The 19,724-nt window shown below is 33.2% G+C and carries 15 protein-coding genes and 1 pseudogene; 3 read left to right on the top strand and 13 right to left on the bottom strand.

What is annotated here, in order from left to right:
• Positions 1-84 precede the first annotated feature (84 nt).
• Together WAX74_RS15115 and WAX74_RS15110 are read right to left on the bottom strand one after the other, a co-directional pair.
• Positions 85-585: a hypothetical protein gene (locus tag WAX74_RS15115; RefSeq protein WP_336498500.1), complete on the bottom strand. Its 501-nt coding sequence runs from the start codon at positions 583-585 to the stop codon at positions 85-87.
• Positions 586-638: 53 nt separating this feature from the next.
• Positions 639-1,679, bottom strand: a complete 1,041-nt coding sequence (locus WAX74_RS15110) for a leucine-rich repeat domain-containing protein (RefSeq protein WP_336498499.1) — start codon at positions 1,677-1,679, stop codon at positions 639-641.
• A gap of 483 nt (positions 1,680-2,162) precedes the next feature.
• Between WAX74_RS15110 and WAX74_RS15105 the strand changes: the two genes are divergently transcribed.
• Together WAX74_RS15105 and WAX74_RS15100 are read left to right on the top strand one after the other, a co-directional pair.
• On the top strand, positions 2,163-3,716 hold the full coding sequence (locus WAX74_RS15105; protein ID WP_336498498.1) for an IS200/IS605 family accessory protein TnpB-related protein: 1,554 nt from the start codon (positions 2,163-2,165) through the stop codon (positions 3,714-3,716).
• A 530-nt stretch (positions 3,717-4,246) separates the two neighbouring features.
• Positions 4,247-4,714 carry a hypothetical protein gene (locus tag WAX74_RS15100; RefSeq protein WP_336498497.1) on the top strand — a complete coding sequence of 156 codons (468 nt, stop codon included), beginning with the start codon at positions 4,247-4,249 and terminating at the stop codon, positions 4,712-4,714.
• 188 nt (positions 4,715-4,902) lie between these two features.
• Here the strand turns inward: WAX74_RS15100 and WAX74_RS15095 are convergent, their stop codons facing one another.
• The 3 genes from WAX74_RS15095 to WAX74_RS15090 form a co-directional block, all read right to left on the bottom strand.
• Positions 4,903-5,175 carry a hypothetical protein gene (locus WAX74_RS15095; protein ID WP_336498496.1) on the bottom strand — a complete coding sequence of 91 codons (273 nt, stop codon included), beginning with the start codon at positions 5,173-5,175 and terminating at the stop codon, positions 4,903-4,905.
• Positions 5,176-5,637: 462 nt separating this feature from the next.
• Positions 5,638-5,925, bottom strand: a complete 288-nt coding sequence (locus WAX74_RS21045) for a TIGR04104 family putative zinc finger protein (protein ID WP_413788979.1) — start codon at positions 5,923-5,925, stop codon at positions 5,638-5,640.
• Positions 5,926-6,004: 79 nt separating this feature from the next.
• A complete protein-coding gene (locus tag WAX74_RS15090; RefSeq protein ID WP_336498495.1) occupies positions 6,005-7,648 on the bottom strand; it encodes an SbcC/MukB-like Walker B domain-containing protein in 1,644 nt (547 codons plus the stop codon).
• Positions 7,649-8,252: 604 nt separating this feature from the next.
• On the opposite strand from WAX74_RS15090, the gene WAX74_RS15085 reads away from it, so the two are divergent.
• Positions 8,253-9,143: a hypothetical protein gene (locus tag WAX74_RS15085; RefSeq protein ID WP_336498494.1), complete on the top strand. Its 891-nt coding sequence runs from the start codon at positions 8,253-8,255 to the stop codon at positions 9,141-9,143.
• 515 nt (positions 9,144-9,658) lie between these two features.
• On the opposite strand, the gene WAX74_RS15080 is transcribed toward WAX74_RS15085, so the two are convergent.
• The 8 genes and pseudogenes from WAX74_RS15080 to WAX74_RS15040 all read right to left on the bottom strand — a co-directional run bounded on the left by WAX74_RS15080 (position 9,659) and on the right by WAX74_RS15040 (position 19,626).
• Positions 9,659-10,429 (bottom strand): VanZ family protein, encoded by a 771-nt coding sequence (locus WAX74_RS15080; protein WP_336498493.1) that lies wholly within the window; start codon positions 10,427-10,429, stop codon positions 9,659-9,661.
• A complete protein-coding gene (locus WAX74_RS15075) occupies positions 10,390-10,752 on the bottom strand; it encodes a PadR family transcriptional regulator (protein WP_336498492.1) in 363 nt (120 codons plus the stop codon). The genes WAX74_RS15080 and WAX74_RS15075 overlap by 40 nt, the downstream gene beginning before the upstream one ends.
• A gap of 628 nt (positions 10,753-11,380) precedes the next feature.
• Positions 11,381-12,214, bottom strand: a pseudogene (locus WAX74_RS15070) (DUF4037 domain-containing protein).
• A gap of 179 nt (positions 12,215-12,393) precedes the next feature.
• On the bottom strand, positions 12,394-12,942 hold the full coding sequence (locus WAX74_RS15060; protein ID WP_336498489.1) for an ATP-binding protein: 549 nt from the start codon (positions 12,940-12,942) through the stop codon (positions 12,394-12,396).
• A 380-nt stretch (positions 12,943-13,322) separates the two neighbouring features.
• The gene (locus tag WAX74_RS15055; protein WP_336498488.1) at positions 13,323-14,213 is read right to left on the bottom strand and encodes a hypothetical protein; all 891 of its coding nucleotides are present in this window, start codon (positions 14,211-14,213) and stop codon (positions 13,323-13,325) included.
• 242 nt (positions 14,214-14,455) lie between these two features.
• Positions 14,456-17,521, bottom strand: coding sequence for a metallophosphoesterase (locus WAX74_RS15050; RefSeq protein ID WP_336498487.1), 3,066 nt, complete (start codon positions 17,519-17,521; stop codon positions 14,456-14,458).
• A 339-nt stretch (positions 17,522-17,860) separates the two neighbouring features.
• A complete protein-coding gene (locus tag WAX74_RS15045; protein ID WP_336498485.1) occupies positions 17,861-18,217 on the bottom strand; it encodes a hypothetical protein in 357 nt (118 codons plus the stop codon).
• A 590-nt stretch (positions 18,218-18,807) separates the two neighbouring features.
• On the bottom strand, positions 18,808-19,626 hold the full coding sequence (locus WAX74_RS15040) for an NYN domain-containing protein (RefSeq protein ID WP_336498484.1): 819 nt from the start codon (positions 19,624-19,626) through the stop codon (positions 18,808-18,810).
• Positions 19,627-19,724 lie beyond the last annotated feature (98 nt).

Raw genomic sequence — 19,724 nt, 5'->3', positions numbered from 1 at the left:
AATGCGGCCGTTAAGACGATTAGAAGTTAAACAATTATAAAATAAAAACACAGCGTATCTGACTTCCGATATGCTGCGTTCTATTTATTCACCACCAACAAATATGAATTCAAATTTCATGTCCTTATCAAATGACACATTAATTAAATGTCTTTTTTCATTCTCTAGATCATCAACAAAATAATTAATATCTGTTCCTTCAGGGAATTTAGATAAGCTTGCGATAAACATCGGATTCCCAGCTAACTCAATAGGAAAAGATGAATTGGATTCTGGTACGCCAAAATCGATTGCACCATCCTTTACTTCAAATTCGATATTGTATTCCTTCTTCAACTCGTCAAACTCACTTTCTGAAATAAAACGCATAATTCTCCTGGATTCGTAATCTGCTTGCTGTAAATTACTACTATAATCAGCATATTCCGTTTCAAGTTGTTTGATTTCTTTTTTCAATTCCTGGATTTCCTCTTGTTGATTTCCAATTTGACTTTCGTATTTAGCCATTAATACATTCATTTCATCTTTATTCGAACATCCTGCAAGACACAGCAAGATTAATATGAATGCCCAAATTTTCTTCACCTAATCACATCTTTCAAATTTGTTTTGAAATATTTACTTATCTCCCTAATTTTTTACTCCGCTAATATAACTGTTTCCGAAATACGTAAACCAGCTTTGTTTTCTAGCGACTTCCAATCCTTAACCTTATCTTTATTCAGTAGTAATATATGCAAACTCTCTAGTTCTCTCAGTGCTTTAATCGAGGTCACATTTGTATTGCGAATATCTAAATAGCTTAGACTCTTTAAATTTACTAGAGATGATAAATCAGATACCTCTGTATCACTAATTTGCAAACGCTCTAGTTTATTCAACTCTTGCACGAATTCAATCGAATCAATAGGTATTCCATTGATAGAAAGAAAAAGAAGAGAGCTCAATTTTCCAATTGGTGTAGCATCCTTAATCGGGTTATTGTCTAATGAAAGACTATGGAGATTCATAAGGTTTTCCAATGGCGAAAGTGATGTAATTTGATTGTTGGTGATATCAAGAACTTCAAGAGAAGTCAAATTTTCTATTGGAGCTAAATCTTGTACTTGATTATTAACTAAAGATAAACTTTCTAATTTTTTGAGCGTAGGAAACTCTTTCAAATCCTCAATCCCACTGTTTTGTATATCTAAAGTGTTTAATTGTTCATGTGATGTTAAAAAATCAAACTTTGTTATTGGATAGTTCATGTTCATGAGATACAAATATTTTAAGTTGTTCAATTCACTTATAGAACTAATATCAATAGGAGCAGACACGTAAAGGCTTTCTAAATTTTTCATTTCAGATAGAGCGGAGACATCATCATTATTTTGACTAGTAATATTTATAGATTTTACTTTTAACAAATCCCCCTCTGTAATGTCTTCAATCGGAACACTAATTTGCTGAGAAATTTCATTGAGAAGTGATGCAGGGATATTGGTATTTTCTGCTATTTCAACTTCTTCCTGAATGTCGCTTTGTGTTTGATCCTTATTCTGTTTGGAAACGTCCATTTCATTTTGACATCCTACTAATACAAAAGTAAGGAATAACAATAAGTAATTTTTTTTCATCATTAACCTCTTATCAGTGCTTATTTTTCTGAAGAATTCACACTCTTCAAGTTCTGCCAAACTTATTTAAGTTAATTAATTCTACATTTCTCAAAATATACCTTCTTACTCTACTAATTTGCACGGTTTTTTATAAACGCACCTTCTCTTCTGTACTCACTATGTTTCAAACTAAGTATCAAGAAAATAATATGTATAAATTTATGCCTTCAGCTCAAGTTAACAAGAAAGCGAAGGATAATAGTGTTCTACAATTGGCATATCACTACAATGAATCTGTATGACCTATCTTAATTTGTTTCTATTGCTAGCTAAGTAGATCGATACAATATGGTGTCAAATAGACCATCCGTCAGTCTGACTCCAAGGATCTCGGTACATCACACACTGTTGCGCCCTTTATCGGTGGTAATTACGGTTGATTAATCCTACTCACGCTAATAATTTGAACAGTACCATTGCATTTCCAGTTTTTCCAGGCTACACGGTTCGCGTAGTAAAAAAACAAAGAAGTACAAAAAAAGATCGAGGAGGCGATTATTGATGTTCCAAACGTATCAAACGAAACTGAAGAACGAGATGATCGTCCTTCCAAGTAAAAAAACAGCAACAGTCTTTACTTATTTGAATCATTACGCACAGTTTTTTGGCATGTTGGAGCGTAAATTATTTGTTGACCTTTATATACGGAAGAAAAACTCGAATGAGTTGAAGAAACGCTATTGTGCCGTTTATGAAATCACATCAAGGCAATATAACAGTATTAAAAATCAATTAGACGGACTTGTGAAATCTTTAGTAGGAAAAAGAAAGTTCGATATCGAGGAATTAAAAGACAAAATCAAGAGTACAGAAGAATTGATTCAAAAGAAAATGGTACCAAAAGAAAAGGCACACGCTTCTTTATTAAAAATGAAGGGCAACGAAGTAACATTTTTAAAGAAAGTAAAAAACTATCGAAGTCTACGGAATTATATTCATCAGAAGAAACGGAAACTCTACCGCATGCAGTTAAAATTAGAAAAACTTATGCAGGATGCATCGCATGGGATTATACGTTTATGTTTTGGCTCCAGCAAACTGTTTCATAAACAATTTCATTTAACCCAAAACAACCTAACTTTTGATCAATGGAAAATGCGATGGCGGGAAGCAAGAGCTTCTCAGTTCACATTCATCGGCTCAAAAGACGAGACATTCGGCAACCAAACCTGCACCTATGATACGAACAATAATTTACGGATCCGTGTGAGTGCCAAAGATGAAAAGGTATTTGGAAAATATGTCGTCATTTCACATGTATCGTTTCCTTACGGACAAGAAAAATTAGATATTGCAAAAATTCCTACTATCGGATACAGCAAAGGAAAAGGGAAAAAGACAACGTACTACCGAGCATTGACTTCTAAGTTTATACGCAAAGAGGGCAAGTGGTATTTATATATGACTGTGGATGTTGATATGCCTACTATTCAAACAGTAGGTAACAATGGGTATATCGGGGTCGATTTCAACGTAAATTTCTTGGCTGTCACAGAGGTAGACCGTTTCGGCAACTATCTTCACTCCTTCCATGTTCCGTTCCAGGCATATCATGTGTCGAGTGAACAAGCAAAGCAGAGTCTCAGCAATGCCCTTAAAGTCGTAGTGGATTATGCGCTTGCAAAACAAAAACCGATCGCACGCGAGGAGTTAAATTTCCAAAAGAAAAAACTCCAATTAAAACAACTATCGAAAAAACAAGCAAAAATGTTAAGTGGATTTCCTTATTCCAATTACAAAGAGATGCTCAATGCCAAATGCAAAAAAGCAGGTGTCGACATTAAAGCGATAAACCCTGCTTATACGAGTCAAATCGGGCAACATAAGTTCATGAAGATGTATGGTATAAGCTCTCATCAAAGTGCAGCGATGGTCATCGCAAGAAAAGCAATGCGTTTTAATAAGCTAGAAAAAGTTCCAGCAAGTCATCTCTTGACTGGGAACAAAAGAAAAATCGTGTCTAAAAAACGTTTTCTTCAATGGAAAGAAGTAACGAAACAATGGAAAAAGTACTCGTTTCATCAAAAAAATTATTTGTTATATAAAACATCTTAACCTGTTGCTTTGCGGTGGCAATGCCATACTGAACCTGCAAGGAAGAAAGTATGCCCATGAAATCGTAGCTTTTGGCAACAAATGATTTACCTTAGTTGGTGTTGGATCGCCCGTCAGGTAGGATAATTCTATCCTCAGAAGTTCCTAGACTCGTTTAGAGATGACTGTGTGATGTGCCTTTGCACACTTGATGTGAAAGTGAAATTCTTTCAAACGAATCGTAAGAGTTGTTCCGTTCTTGCTCTTACGTGAATGTACACGAATGTATACATTCGTTCGAAAGGTTTGTGTTTGATACTATAATAAGTAACTTCACACACCTTGGCAATAAGAACGACTCCCGTTTGGTTTACTCTTTTTTTTGAGTGTTGACCTTGGAGAAAATAGTCCCTTGGGTTTATCACTTCATTTTCCCCCTCGAATTTTATCATCCTTTTTTAAGAAATGCCCTACTCAAAAAATTATTGAGGATAAAGAAAATAAATAGGGCAAATATATGGCTAACTTACAAAATTGAGGTGAATTTAAAAATGAAAACGATGTTACTAACATTATTTATATTATCTAACTTTCTATATCAACCATCTCCACATTCTGAAACAAATCAAAGTGCCACTGCTACTGAAATCTCATCTCCCAAGTTAGAATATCCAGATAATCAAAGAAAATCTTTTGTTGAAGTAGATGCATTTTATAAAAAATTAGATAAAGATATCTATGAAGAGTATAAAAATGCTACTTTCAGTATGCGTAAAAAGGTTTCTTTTAAAGAAGTGCCAGATGTAGAACTCACGTTTAAGATAAAAACTAAACTTGACAATAAAAAAATGAATCCAATTGATTCCACTATCCATCCTAATCGGCAAGTATATTTTTTGGCATCTTTTCATCAAAATGAAAAGGAAGAATTTCATAAATATGTGGTCATAGATGCAGAGACAAAAACTGTGCTTCTGAAAGGAAATCATTATCACCTTTACGAGAATCCTTACAAATAAAGTAACTAAACCACCAACAAAATTGGTGGTTTTAGTTTAATCATCTTATTCCTTATACAATTCTTATCTTTTTGATTTTATTAATGAATACAAGTCCTGTGGCATTCTCCTCTATTATGGATATCCAAATCTCACTTAGTGTAGCTGTTCATTTTATAAAATGTTCTTCCAAATCTTCTTAGAACAGCTCATTCTGTCCCTAACAAGATTTCACGTTTGCTTTTAGTTGGGTTGAAATTATACACGTAATGTAGTGACGGGGACTTGTCTTTCGCGATGTAGTGTACAGCAACCCGTTCGGATGTCTGCAAAAATTCGTTTTCATCTTCCACAACCTCACCGAGCCTTCCACTAGTGGTATCTTTAACAAAGACCTTGACCCCTCTTTTATCTACTTCGATAATCTTGTGGCAAAGGTAAGCAGGAGCTATTTTATACGATGGAAATAATTTTTTTGTCATGAATTATTCTCCTCTTTGATATAATGGGTAACCAAATCTTACTCTTTGGTGTAACTTCAATCATTTAAATAAAAATGTTCTTCTATTAATTTAAATGGACTATCGAACCCTTCTTTCAATATAGCGCTTATCATTCTCCTTTCGTTTGAACTTCGCTATTATTTCTGCTATTCATTAATTCGTTCTTTATACATTATATTATCTTTTACAGAATATGGTATTTATTCTTATCTTTTAACAAGTGAAAGTAGTTTACTGTCAATGTTAGTTCTAGTGTTTATTTTTCCTCAGAAATTTAAGTAATGTTGATTTGGTGTTAATACCTAAAACTAATATAAAAAGGGCTCGTATCGACGATTTCTTCTCGTCAACCGAACCCGTTTCCCTATAAAAAATTTCTACTTTCACATAAACTCGCTCTCCACCTAAAGACCGTTAACATAAACTTTCATATGTACTGATTTAAGTTCTCTTAAACTTTACTAGAAAAGGAGTAAACAAAGAACCCATAAAAGCAACGCTGATACTTATCATTATTGTTGCAAAATCATTGTAGGATGACAAAATATACGCGACTATTAACATTGGTAAAATAGTTAAACCAACTACTATCGATCTAGATGGAAGAGTTACCAGATGTTCCGTACTACATTTATCACATTGAATAGGTTTATAACTTCTTACCAATGAGAAATAAATAACTTTCCATTTAAAATTAGTATTACAAAAATCACATTTTTGCAAACTCATCTTTACCCCCTTTTAATTATAGTCTTAAGTAAACCGCCCCTTAGTTGGATAGGTATTGCTTCTTCTTTTTGTTATTACATTACTCATAATCAGCACTAACTTTATCTTTTCTAATACGTTGTTTGCCGTTCCAATAATAGGGGATAACCATTACATGGTTTCGGTTACCTGGACGAGATAATTCGTAAATATCAAGAGAAGATACTGATTCAAAACAGCCCCACAGTGACTGCGAATTTAACATGTAATCAAAATCTAGTTTTTCAAAATAACGGAACAATACTTCCATGTCTTCTTCATCCACATGAGCAAATGCCTCATCAAGTGTAAAGAGTCTAAGTGAATCATCTCTATCCGTTTCAGTGTATTTAATGTGAAGAGCAGTTAAAACTGGCATAAGTATTGAAAGAACACGTTGCCCACTACAAAGCGTTCCATAGTTTTTACGGTTTAGCAGTTTTTCTGTTTCGCCTTTTTTCACATAATAGATTTTAAATTCAAACCACTGGCGATAATCAAAAACTTCTTCAATTACTTGTTGAAACCCTTTTCCGTTTTCTTTTCCGTCTTTATCTTTTCCACCATTATATAGCTTTTTCGCTTGATTTATTTTAGAGCGGAGATGGTTTACAAGTTTTTCCGTGTTTTCGTACGGAGGATTGCGGTTGATAGTTGCGATTAAATCTATTGTATCTTTCTCTTCTTCGCGTTCTATCTTTTTCTCTACCCACTCAATTCGGAATTTAATATTGTTTTCATGTTCCATTAATTTATTCATATTCTTTTCCCATTTACGTGCATTATAGATTTTACGGTTAATACTTTCACTTAGTTTATTTAGTAAAATACGTTCGTAGAGTTCTTTATCTTTTTCATCCAATTGTTCTTCTAATAGTTTAATATTCTCTTCTAGTTTCTCGATTGCAACAAATGAGGAAACCTTAGAAGAAAGTTCTGCCTTTGCTTTTGCAAGGTTTTTCTCGATAACAACAATACGAGCAATCGTATCCGCTGCATCGCTAAGTTCTTCAGGGGAAAGTTCTGGAAGGGAGTTAGTTAATACTTCGGCTAACGCTTCAGGTTTTATTTGGTCAAAAAGTTTTGGACCTCTAATTTGTAGAAGAAGTTTAATAAGTCCATCGTATTGTTCCATAGTTGGAAACCCAAAGAACTCCTTATTGACTGCTTCTGCGTAGTCGGTTCGGTTTAAATAAATGTCTCCTATCGCTGCTTTTTCAATTCTTTCTCGAAGTGTTAAAAGTTGAAGAGGAGAATCAGCCATTTTCCCATCCTCCATTTTCTTTTCAGTAAGAGAAAATTGACCATCACTATCCCCTACTTCACCGTTAATGATAAAATACAACGTATCAATATTTGTTTTTATACGGGATGCTTTAATCCCCATCCCGATAGTTTTAATTTCATTTCCCTTTCTAAGCTCAAGTGTGATATAACCAATTCGGTCAATTATATCAGGGAGAAGATCCACTTCTCCAAGAACCGTATCTTTAAAGGTACGCTGTCTTGAACCATATGGATTTAGACGCTCTGGATTTGAGTTTCCATCTAATAAAACGGTAATTATACTTTGTGTTGTAATGGATTTTCCGCTTCCGTTTGCTCCACGAATAGTCATATGCCCGTCTGTAAATTTAAGTTCCTGTTTTGTAAAATACCAAAAATTCAATAATAATGCTTTGCTTAGTTTCCATCTAAACAACATTTACTCTTCCCTCCCCTGGTGGTTAAAAGCTCCCAACAATACGAATAAACCATCTTTTAAACTAGCTTTCTTTGTCGCGTTTTTATCTTCTATTTTTTCACTGTTTTCCACTGAATTTTTATATCCTGAAAAAACCCAATAAAACTTTATGTTGTTAATAATAAAATTCCTTTTGTTCTGTAACCCCCCTAAAATCTTACCTTTATATTCTTTAATTTCTTCTTCAAATAAACCTGCTCCTTTAGCTTAATAACTTCAACATAAAAAGAAATTAAAATGAGAATTTAAGGGGGTGGATACGGAAGAGGGGCTTCTCGACAATGAAGCCTATCTAGAAAAGGTCGAGGCTATAAAAATACTAATAACTATCAGTGTTTATTTTCAGGCAAACTCTTCATGTTGAAACTCTAAAACAGTTTTAATCTATTTAATTTCACCATTTTTATCTAATCTCAATTTCTCTAATACCTTTCCAAGAACACTCTCTATCGAAGAATTTTCAATATAGTAATTTATTGAATACAAAGTATTGAGAATTTTGTTATAATATGTAGAAGAAATTGGTATTTATATTTCCGCTACTTAAAAGTCCAAGGAGAAAAAAATGAAACAATCAACTAAAATAATGAAATATTATGAGAAACCATTCATTTTAAGTCGTTCAAAACTTACCCGATTATGTGAAGTTATTGAGAAGAGATTTAATAAAGAAAGTTTGGAGTTTAGGAGAATCTTTAGTGTAACTTTAATAAATTCTAAAAATTTAATTTTAAATAATTTAAACGAGTTGTTTGAACTTGATAATGGACCGAAAAATGAAATAAAAAAATTAGAAATATTATATTCTTCAACAAATGGAGAATACGGAGTTGAAATTAGTTTTATTAAAAAGAGTGTTCCTCAAATTGAAATTATGTTATCTAGTCCAGATTATATGTGGTCAAATGAACTCGTTGCAGAAGTAGAGGAGCAAGTGGAAAGAACGCTTCAAAGTGGGTTCGTTTGGAACTTAGTTAGTTCGAGGAATTTTTCAATTTTTCTACCATTAATAGGATTTTTTATTGCATCAGTATTTATGACATTTTTTATTTCTGATGATAAATTCTTTACTCCCAATGAAGCAAGTATAAATCAGTTATTAGATATGGCAGAGGTTTCTAACACAACGGATAAAAAAATTGATTTTATTTATAATTACTTAAAAAACAGTTTACCAAAAGAAAATACACAATCCATCTCTTCTAACAAAGTTTCTTTTTTTATGGAATGGAAATTTTACCTTATCTTAGTTCCATTAATAGTAATGGTAAGTATTTTATTTTATCTATTTAAATATATGTATCCTAAAGCAATCTTTGAGTGGGGAGATATAGAGGAACACTATAAAACGATAGTTGATAGAAGAAAGTTTCTCTGGTCAGTAGTGCTTATATCTTTCATAGTTGGGGCATTTGCTAGTTTATTTGCAACAGGAGTTACTAGCTATATTTTATAGTTAAATATTTTATTCTATGTTATTAACCATGAACTTAGTAGATAGAAAATTACCTCTTATTACTCGGAAAGACAACGCCTATCCGAGCGGATTCTAGAGATGGAATTTCCATAATGCTTCGTACTTTTGTTGAATTTGCTGGTAAGGAGCAGAATAACGAACTTCTTTAAAGATTTAAACATTGGAACAAGCAGAAGTGGCGGTCAAGAGTTATTGGAGAGCGATCGAACAGCTGAATAATTGCTGATTGAACTATTTAATAGGCATCATCCAGTATTTTTTTCAATCGTAATGAATATAATGTTTCTAACAACTGTGAGGCTCACCTACCTAACCTCCACAACTTGCGTAACTCCAGTTGTAATTAAAAGACCTTCATGCGAAAGGTCTTTTTTAGTTTTGGGACACATTTAATCTCAAATGCGGCCTTTAATCTTTACTTCTCTAATTTAAACTGCCCCGTTGTTTGAATAAGAAATATCTTGATAAATTTAGTAAGTGTATATTTTACTTTATCAACTTCTCAATAATGTCGATTTCTGAACTATGTTCTGGAATCTGAAAATTAATTTTATGAATAAGAATCCTACTATGCTTCCTATGCCATTTAAAATCACATCATCTATATCGAATTGTCCTATTTGTAAAAGAAATTGGAGTGCCTCTATTGTAAAACTAACAATAATTGAAAAAGCGATTGCTTTGGAGAATGAACTATATCTCTTAAATAGAATAGGAAGAAAAATTCCTAAAGGTATGAAAATTAGAATGTTCCCAAACGTGTTATTGATGACAATATCCAGATTAAACTTTTCATTGTTAAATACATAATTGAATATGTTCTTGAATGGTATTAAATTAGCGTTTGTTTTCCAAGCGTCGAAATTAAAAGTAAAGAAACCTCCTTGCACTTCATTTGAAAAAAAGTAAGAATTAGAAGTGAAACCATTACTATAATTTATCACACGTTCCAGCATTCTTTGAAAGATTAATTTCCAAAGAACTACTAGAGAAAACAGTGAGAATAAAATCCAGTTACTAATCTTGAATAATTTGTAATATGGAGATATCGATTCTTTATAACCGTTTCTTAGCTGCTTTTCATCCCCAAAACTAACTAAGGCTTTACTTATAGCTTGTTCATCTGTGAAACCCTGTTCTATATACTCTTGTTTTAAAAGGTTTAAGTGGTCTCTAATTTCATCGGAAATCTCTTGTTTTTCTGCTTTATCACAGTCTAGCTCTTTTACGATTTGATCAATATAGGACTCAAATTTTTTATCCATGATAACCCCTCCGAAGTTATTTTTATTAAATCATTCACCTTACCCCACTCACCAAGTTTTCTACTGAGTTCCTTCCTGCCGCTCTCGACTATTCGATAGTATTTTCTTCTTCCACCTAACTCAGCATCTTCCCAATAGGATTCTATCCACTCATTTTTCTCTAATCGCTTTAAAGCAGGATAGAGTGTTCCTTCGCTCATGTTATACAGATCATTACTATTCTCTTTTAGACTTTTGACAATTCCATACCCATACATATCCTTTTTAGATAATAGGGAGAGAAGTAGAATATCAATACTGCCTTTCATTATCTCTTTATCCATAGTAAATCTCCTTTTGAAATTTTAGTTAATCACATTGTAATACATGGTACATCGAATTACAAGGTATAATAAAAAGTGTATTGGCACTGCAAGGTTACTCAAAATTTTTAACGGAACATCAATTTTTAATTTAAAAAAAGAAACCATTTGGAAGAAATATCGTTCAAAATGGGTTCTTTACTTATGATATGAAATATATTTTTAATAATAAAGCTAGATTCTTGGTTCATCTTTAACTAAAACACACTTTAGTGTATAAATGCTGACTTGTTGCTATTAGATAGTTTGAGTGAATTAATTCTAATATCGCTTCAGAAAATGCGATTGAATAAGAAAGATAGCAAGCAACTTTTGTTATTTGTTTTTCATCAAACATTGAAAAATGGACATTAACTTTGCCAGGGTTTGCATAGCCGTGCAAGTTTAAGAATTTAGGAAGTTCACTTGCGACATCTATGAGACTTGAATCTAACTGTAATATGTATCTTTTGGCTAGGATTACAATTGTTCTAGTGACATTTACAACTAAACCGTTCCTTTAATTGAATAAGAAAAAAGGGATGCCTATGACAACTCCAAGTCCTTTAACTAAAGCAGCTCTTGCTAAATATAATAAATTCGATTAAATTCAATTATTTTTTGGTCTTAAAAAAAGTGATTTATCGATAACTTCAGACAATTCTAATGATGGGTACTCTGTTCTTATTAGTTCATAAACCTCTTGTATAATTCCCTCTAATTCACTCACGCTTTCTTTGGGATGGCTTAACAAAATAGAGGTAAAGCGATTAAATGTGTTTGTTGGGACAATGTTCATCGCTTCTAAAGAATGTTGTTGCCATTTAAAAGCTGGATGATGTACATATAATCGATTTAAACCAAAGAGTATTCCCATCAGATTTGTTTGTACAGATACTATTACCTTATAAAGCATTAACCAATCTTCCCGTTTAAGTAAAGCCTCTCGGTTATTCCATCGGTTACCAAGATAAATGTTTTCCCTTATCATTCCTACACTCAATTCTTCTGGATAAACTTCAACTTTTTTCTTAAGTTTACTTAATATTTCTTCTCCGTGAAGTGGAATACCATCATATACTGTTGCTACAATGCATTGTTTATCTAGATCTGTATCAAATTCTACAATTACATTATTAATTATTTTATGAACCGTTGAAGTCAAAAAGTTGCTTATTTCTAATTTAACACCCTTAGTCACATATGTTTCTGACCATTCCTCTTCCTTCTAAGGATGAAAATCAATAATCCTTCCGTTAACCGAGTTAATGGAGACTTTCCTATCCTCTTCCGTTGGACATTCTTTCCAAAATACAAATAATTCAATGTCAGAAAACTCGTCACTCCAGTTACGAGAAACAGAACCTCCAAGTAATACCGCATCAACTTTTGGATTCTGAATATAAACATTAGAAATACTTGACGCTAAAAACTTTAAATTCACTATATCTCTCCTATTTTTCAAAGTTTTATATTTTAAGTTTGATATTAAGATTTGTTTCACTTTTTGCAAAGTAAGCTAATAATCTCTTGTTGAACCAACCTGATCCGTGGGTTCAATAAGAAAAAAGTTGCCATAGGCATCCCTACGATTTTCAACTAAAGTAACTATTAGTTCAATAACTACTTTGTTTGTAGGTTATCCGAACGCATATATTCTAAAGTAATTTCTACTCGTTCCTGTACCGAATAATCTCCTTCAATTCTCAACACTGGACATGTTAGGTGTTCCATCCAATGTTCGTGTAATGTTTTGCTTCTAACTTCCATACCCGCCACGTCATATAATGAAGCCCACTCAATAAACTCTTTATATTGTTCGTGTTTGCTTCCGCCAGCAAATATTTCATCACCATATCTTTGAAATTCTCTTTGGTGAAGCCTTTCCAGTCTAATATTTTGTGGTATCCATAAAAATATTACCAAATCAAAATATGATATAACGCTATCGCCCCAACCGCATAATGCCCCCGAAAGAATCGAATTTTCATATTTTAATAAGTCTTCCTTCAGCATTTTCTTTCTATCAGTTACTTCTCTTATGTCCGTGTATTTACTTCCCCAGAAATAATCATCTGTATCCAGATGAGAGTATAGCAGTTCATTTGATAATGAAGCTCCCAGTGTGGAAGTCCCCGATCCAGATGCACCGAAAATATGTACTTTTTTCATTTTTCTCCTATCAAACATAAATTATTTTTTGGTGGCTCTACCCTCCACAATTTTTTTAAAGCAGATATTTACGTCTAACATATTGTCCTTTTGTGCCAATTATTTAACAAGAAATTAAAACACGGATGATAAGAAGTATGCGGTTGACCAAGAATACTAAGCTTACTTGTAAATATATAATGAGTTCAATTACTTAGTTCTCTTTTTAACGATTCTTGTGGACTTTCACCTTTCTCACACCATCCACCAATATATCCCTATGTTCAATCATCTGTCCGACGTTATTTATCGACATTACTAATTCCAAGGTTGGAGAGGAAAGATGAACTATGGTGCCATTGAGTACATCCGCTAGTAATACTACATAGGTGGTCTAACTTTTATAATTCCACTGGAGGCAATACTCGATAAGTAATTGATAGGCGATCATCACAATCACCTAGACGGTGCCAATCGCGACCAATTGAGGTAATTTTGCAATAAACGGTAAAGTCCTCCCGTACATGGCTATTATCGAGAGTTAAGTTAAATTTTTTTCCCGATTTAGTTGGAGCAGGATTAACGCTTGTATAAATCCAATTAATTATATACTCCTCTTCCTTAAAGCTAGGATCTACTTCGATTTCAATCTGGAGGGTTTCTCCTGGATAAAGCTCATATCCTCGTTTCTGAAGATTTAAACCAGCACCCCCAGTACCGTTTCGGTTGTTGTCTATCTGTGAAGTATAGAATGTATTTCCTTTGGAATCTGTTAGTTGAATAAATGTTGGTACATTATACAATTGCATCATTCCTTTTTGCTCATAGTATTTTTTAAGTGAATCTATAATATCATTTGAATAACATATCACTTGCTCAACCTGCCGTATTGAAATTGAATTTGCATGTGATAAGTAATTCCTAGGTTCAATAATCCGACTAAAAAATGTTCTTGCTTCTTCAACACCATCAGGGAATGCACCAGTTAAGGCTTCCCGAAAATATTCTCTATAAAAAATCGGATGTAAAATAATATCAACTGCATCATCTAATAGCACTGCATCTATATCCCGTGGATATCGTTTTGGTTCATCTTCTCTTCTTTTTTTTACATTTTCACGTATGGATTTCTTAAAAAGAAAATTATTTTTTTTATCTTGATACCAAAGGTAATTATCACCTAAAGGATTTCTCAATTCCTCATCAATAAGCCTTCGAAGCCATTTTTCTAACGATTCAATAGTCGTTCGGCACATATCCCGCAAGGTATTAAACGGCAAATTGTAATACATAACACACTCTCCTTATTTGTGCTGAAATATATACATTTCAAAAATAAGTCATCATCCAGGTCTTTAGTTTCGTTATGGTCTCTAAGTTCCAATTTTATTGCGAATATGTTCAGTTATCTTTAAACGACCACAGTGCCACACATACTATCCACTTAATACGAGTAAAACCTTCTTTGACCCCTCATTAGTCCAATAATATTGGTACTTTTCCAAACCCAAAATATACTTTTCAGGAATTCAAACTAATTTTGTCTTGAATTTATTTGCAGAGTTTGTGACTTCTTTTGATTTATTGATAAGAGGGAAGAAAGTTTTTGCCTGTCTTTATAGCCTATTGGGAACATATACATGTGATCTACTGCTAAATTTCTAAGTATGTTTTCCGCAAAAATGTTCGAGTTGTTTTTTAATCCTTTTAAGAAATCTTCCATATCTTTAAATGGAATGGCATCGTCGTGATCTAGTTTAATTGCAATGTCAATCAGTCTAACCGCATTTGTAGCGTTGTTTATCAATATTTTTTGATATGTTTCTTCCAAATTCATCGTTCCTAGTGAATAGGAAACCTTTTTAACGAAAAATTTTGTTAAGGCAGTTATGATGTTTAGTAAAAAGTTACGGGCTGTGCTTGCTGCCCTATCTGGACTCGTAATATCCTTCTCCGTCAATATTTGTTCAATCTCTGAAATAATGGATTCCCTGTTTTCATCAAATGTTATTAGGAATGAATTTAGCGCACGCATGCTCAATAAATAAGCCTCCTGACCAAGCTGCAACTTCGCATCCGCGCGAGTGGATCCATAATAGTTTTTCAGGATTTGACCCATTATTTCTAAGGTTTTAGTAGCCCAATTGATTTTCGAAATAATATCAAATGCTTCGTAGTCTTCCTCTAAAGAGATGTCATGATTGGTGCTTGTAATCTCCTGTTTACTTAACTCCACCTCATCCAGGGCACGCCTTCTCTCTTTTCTTTGTTCCAATACGTCACGCTTATCATCCATTACGATTACAGGAATTTCAATTATCATTTTGTTTAGGAACTCTATCTCTTCCTCCAGCTTGGATGGGGCAAATTCGTTCAGAATGATTTTTGCATTCTCATAAACACCATTTAAAATAAATGGATGTTTAGAAAGATGAGATAAAAACATGACGATATTCGCATACTCCTCGATATATAGTTTAGAACACATCTCCCCTATTAAACTTTTTATAGCCTCTTGATTTGTTTGAAGCTCTTTTGATAGGTATCGGGCAGTAAAAAAATAGTACAGATACTTATACTTAAAACTATATATATTACTAGATTTGACAAGCATTTGAGCATCAATCATTTTTTTCTCGAATTCCCCAAACTCAACTTTGATATCGTATTCATTGCAATAGTCATGGTGAAATTGAATCATTTGACTTCTATTTATTTCAGTTTCCTTTTGGGTAAATAAAAAATAAGCTAATTGTGACAGATAGTTATAGTAAGTGTCCATGTCATCATTTTTTATTTTTAACCTATGCATTGACTGTGCGATTAGAAATTCATAATAGTAACCAAATGCGCTTTCAGACAAATTACTTTCCTTTGATTCTCTAGATTGTAATATGGTCAGAATGAAAAAGGGTAATGATGGAACAAAGTTCGTCCCGATGACCTTTCGTAACACTGTTTCACACTCGTCTATATCCTTGACTAATTCTGATTCGCTTGAGGTAGGAGATTCCCCTATCCGTATCCATCTCTCAATTATTTCTCCTCTGCGTTCATGACCAAATGCTTTAAGTTCAAGATGAAGGTAGTTGCTGAGATGCGGATTATTTTCCTCGCTCAATAGATGATTAAATTTTAGGACTTCTTTTCCTGTCATTAAAATGTTTGGAAATACATTGTTCAATTTTTCTAATAGAGTACTCTGATGTTTTGCCTGAAGCCGTGTACTATCAAAATCATCTATTATAAGTAAAACCTTATTCTTTGGGAGTTGTTCGAATTGATCTGGGTCATCTTTTACGTACTGCTTTAAAAACTCTCTGTTGATTGTTTTTAATGTTGTAGTTATATCCGTCTGATCTAACATTTTGCCAGTAAGATAAACAGGGATGTAACCTTTTGACCAAGCATTGTTGAAAATAATTTTACAAAACGAGGTTTTTCCATAGTTTTCATTCCCGATAAGCAATATTTTCTTATCGTCTTTCCACTCCAATATTTCCTTTAGATTAATAATATTTTTACCTTCATTTTCTTTTCGTGTTTCATAGTTAATAACCTGTGCATCTGGGAATACGTAAAATTCATCAAGTTTTATAGCAGAAGTGATTCTAGGATGCTTAAGAGGTATGCCCATGTCGCATAACCATTCAGAAAAATTATCGGTGATTTGAAATTGGTTCGACTTTGAAGTCTTTTTAAGCTGCACAACTGAAGAATTAATTTCTATGTTCTTTTTATAGTAATCCTCGTTCCACGTGTACCCTTCTTTCACAAGATTTTGATTACTAAGGTTTACCTTGAAAATGGAAAAACTACTTTCTTGCAAAGAATCTGTCTGTAATGCACCGCCCTCAAAATAAATGGTTGTGTTGCTTCTAAAATCATTGATACTTGTGTTAGTGCTAGTATGTTCATGCCCTGATAATATGAGGTCGCTGTTTTGGCGCAATATAGCCTCGACTTCTCTTCTATTATTTGGCTCCAACCAGTGTGTGGGATGATGTAACAATGTAATGGATATATCCGCGCTCTCTTTCAAAAATGGACCGTATTTATGTATAGGATAAAACATTTGGGCTGCTTGTTCATGTCGCTTGGAACACCATGCTGTATTGAGACAGTTGAAAATAATCTTATGGGAGTTAACCTGGAAAGAAAGTTGTTTAAACAAAACATCATTGTATCTAATAGATTCATCGGATAGAAATAGTTGTTCTAGCTCAAAATATTTTGTTAATGGTTTGCAGGCTATCTCAATAAATTCATCCTTAACGCTTTCAATTGACTGGGATAGAACCAAATCTCTCAATGGATCTTCCTTAGAGAAGTCACAGTCATGGTTTCCAGGGATGGTTATTATTTCTACATTATTTGGAATTGTATCTTCAATTACTTGGTGAACTTCATTTATGAGATCCAAACCATAATCAAACTGACCACTTTGTCCTGAAAAAGCAATATCCCCTGTAATGACAACAAATACTTTTTCAACATCATACAGCGTCGATTTTATTGCATTCAACAATTGTTCTTTTTTCTCTAACAAATAATTCTCGTGATCTTTAAAATGAATATCACTGAGATGGATAAAAGCCACATTCATACTACTCCTACTTCCTGTTATTTTATAATCTAATTGTAAATTATTACATTATATTTTAAAAGGAATTATTTATATTAATCGAAATGTTCAGTTATCATACAATAGAGCAAGAAGAATTTCCTATGATTTTAAGCACTTTTATAACTTTTAATCCTATTTTTTAAAGTAACCTAAAAAAACGCTAATGATGTGCACCAGCGTTTTTTTTATATAATAAATCGTGGAAGTTTTAATTACTTAGAATTTCCTCATAACTTTAATTAACTCACTTTGTTGGTTGAAGAATTTTTCTTTTTAGGCTGTCTAACAAAACATAACCAAATACAATACCAGCTATTGATGTAAATGAGTATCCCCTATCAGCAGATACGCTTTTGAAAATAACAAATTCGTTCCGTAAGAAGCAGCAAGAATTGGTATCATTGCGATATATAGAGACGGTATTCCAATTGTGAAGAGCTTAATCCAATCAAATGACCATTGCTTTTTATCCTTAATTTCTACAATTAGTTTAGGAAGCCGTAACAACAACCCAATAAATACAGGAAAAATACTCGCAAATATTATATAAGGCATTAAATTAAATGTTATCGCCGCTTTTTCCCTCAAACCCACTTGATAATCCATTCCTAGATAAAAAATCATTCCAATAACTACTGTGGAAAAGAAAATAAATAAAAATCTCTTCATTTGATTCCTCCTTCATGATTATCCCACTTACCCAGCTACGGAAAAGTTGATCTTCAATATTTGGTTGGACAACATTAACTACGCTCTGTTGTACAATACGATCTTCTATGGTCGGATTCCCAGCGTGCACTTCTTTTCATCTTTATAGCATAAAAAAAGAACTACCGCTCTTTCTTCTTATTGATTAACGTTAACATTTTTTCGTATACCTTTGAGAGAAATGCAGAGAATATAGATTATTACCTTACGAAATCCGCAATCCTAAGAGTTATTTTATTTATATGTATTTTATCTATAATAGTAAAAAAAGTTATAAATTGGTTCGAAGCACAAACACCCAAAAGCTGATCGAATCGATTCCTCAAGTGTTAGTTGTATTATTTGTAGGTTTGATCGGATGCGAAAAATAAATGGAAAAAGAAAAACGGACCCAAATGAATGAGTCCGTTTCTCGATAATGTCAAACTGTGTGTAAACCTTTGTGTATACCTGTGTGTAAATCTGTGTGTCTAACTGTGTGTAATTACTTTGTATACACATTATATTCAAAAATGTGCCATTTGTCAACGGTACGTTACTATTTTATGTTGTTACGCACTTTTTATACATACCTGTTCGGTTGCAGGATCTATAAACAACTCGATCATCCCTATGGAGTGTGCAATTTCGAAATAACGGATCACATCGTCTTTTAACTCGTTGATATGTTTTGCCACCAGGATCGCATATCCTTGAAGTTTCACAGGGCTGCTGTTGTCTTTTTCGTAGGTCCGCCAAAAGTTTGATTTATAAAGCATTTCCACCACGGTCTGTGCTTTTGATCTGTCTTCATCGGATATTGCGTCTACATTTATTTTTCCAGCTTTTTCGATGGATGTTCCTTCGATCAATGATTTTTCAGGGAAGGTGAAAATTGTTTCGAAATAAAGCACGAAGTCGGCATAGTTAGCGATAGTTTTGTTTATTCCTTTTTCAGAACAAGAGAGGATTGCCATCTTATCTTCTTTTTTTACTGCTCGGAGTAGCGGAATGAAATCACGGTCATTGGAGACAATAACAAATGCATCCACGGTTGGTTCTTTATATAGATCGACTAAGACATCGACTGTCATCTCTAAGTCTCCCGAGTTTTTCCCATCGCTAGAACAATGCTTCGTCAAGATCCCTTTATGGCGGAGTTGCGTCTGATGAGATACGTTAAACAGTTCCGATTTCTCAAAGTTGGCATACGCCACTATATCGCAGACATATAGACCTTCTTCTGTAAGTTTTGCTTTAATTGTTTCGAAGAAAGTTACTTGATTGATCGTAACACCAAGCGCAGAAAATCTTTCTAGCACATTATCATAATCTACATAGACTATGGTCTTTAGTTTCTTTTTTGCTTCAATCACATCTAGAATGGTCATTGGTTCCTCCTATCAATAAAGTCTTTCGAACTTAATGATTTGTATGTATTGGTAGATTCTACTATTAGTATACTCTTTTCCAAAAATGATGTCATTCT

The organism is Psychrobacillus mangrovi (assembly GCF_037104765.1).
GTDB lineage: Bacteria > Bacillota > Bacilli > Bacillales_A > Planococcaceae > Psychrobacillus > Psychrobacillus mangrovi.
This window is presented reverse-complemented; position numbering and strand designations above follow the sequence as displayed.

Coding starts and splice junctions, on each gene's coding strand:
- WAX74_RS15105 (WP_336498498.1), top strand. CDS start 2,163: ATGTTCCAAACGTATCAAACGAAACTGAAGAACGAGATGATCGTCCTT.
- WAX74_RS15100 (WP_336498497.1), top strand. CDS start 4,247: ATGAAAACGATGTTACTAACATTATTTATATTATCTAACTTTCTATAT.
- WAX74_RS15095 (WP_336498496.1), bottom strand. CDS start 5,175: ATGACAAAAAAATTATTTCCATCGTATAAAATAGCTCCTGCTTACCTT.
- WAX74_RS21045 (WP_413788979.1), bottom strand. CDS start 5,925: ATGAGTTTGCAAAAATGTGATTTTTGTAATACTAATTTTAAATGGAAA.
- WAX74_RS15090 (WP_336498495.1), bottom strand. CDS start 7,648: ATGTTGTTTAGATGGAAACTAAGCAAAGCATTATTATTGAATTTTTGG.
- WAX74_RS15085 (WP_336498494.1), top strand. CDS start 8,253: ATGAAACAATCAACTAAAATAATGAAATATTATGAGAAACCATTCATT.
- WAX74_RS15080 (WP_336498493.1), bottom strand. CDS start 10,429: ATGGATAAAAAATTTGAGTCCTATATTGATCAAATCGTAAAAGAGCTA.
- WAX74_RS15075 (WP_336498492.1), bottom strand. CDS start 10,752: ATGGATAAAGAGATAATGAAAGGCAGTATTGATATTCTACTTCTCTCC.
- WAX74_RS15060 (WP_336498489.1), bottom strand. CDS start 12,942: ATGAAAAAAGTACATATTTTCGGTGCATCTGGATCGGGGACTTCCACA.
- WAX74_RS15055 (WP_336498488.1), bottom strand. CDS start 14,213: ATGTATTACAATTTGCCGTTTAATACCTTGCGGGATATGTGCCGAACG.
- WAX74_RS15045 (WP_336498485.1), bottom strand. CDS start 18,217: ATGAAGAGATTTTTATTTATTTTCTTTTCCACAGTAGTTATTGGAATG.
- WAX74_RS15040 (WP_336498484.1), bottom strand. CDS start 19,626: ATGACCATTCTAGATGTGATTGAAGCAAAAAAGAAACTAAAGACCATA.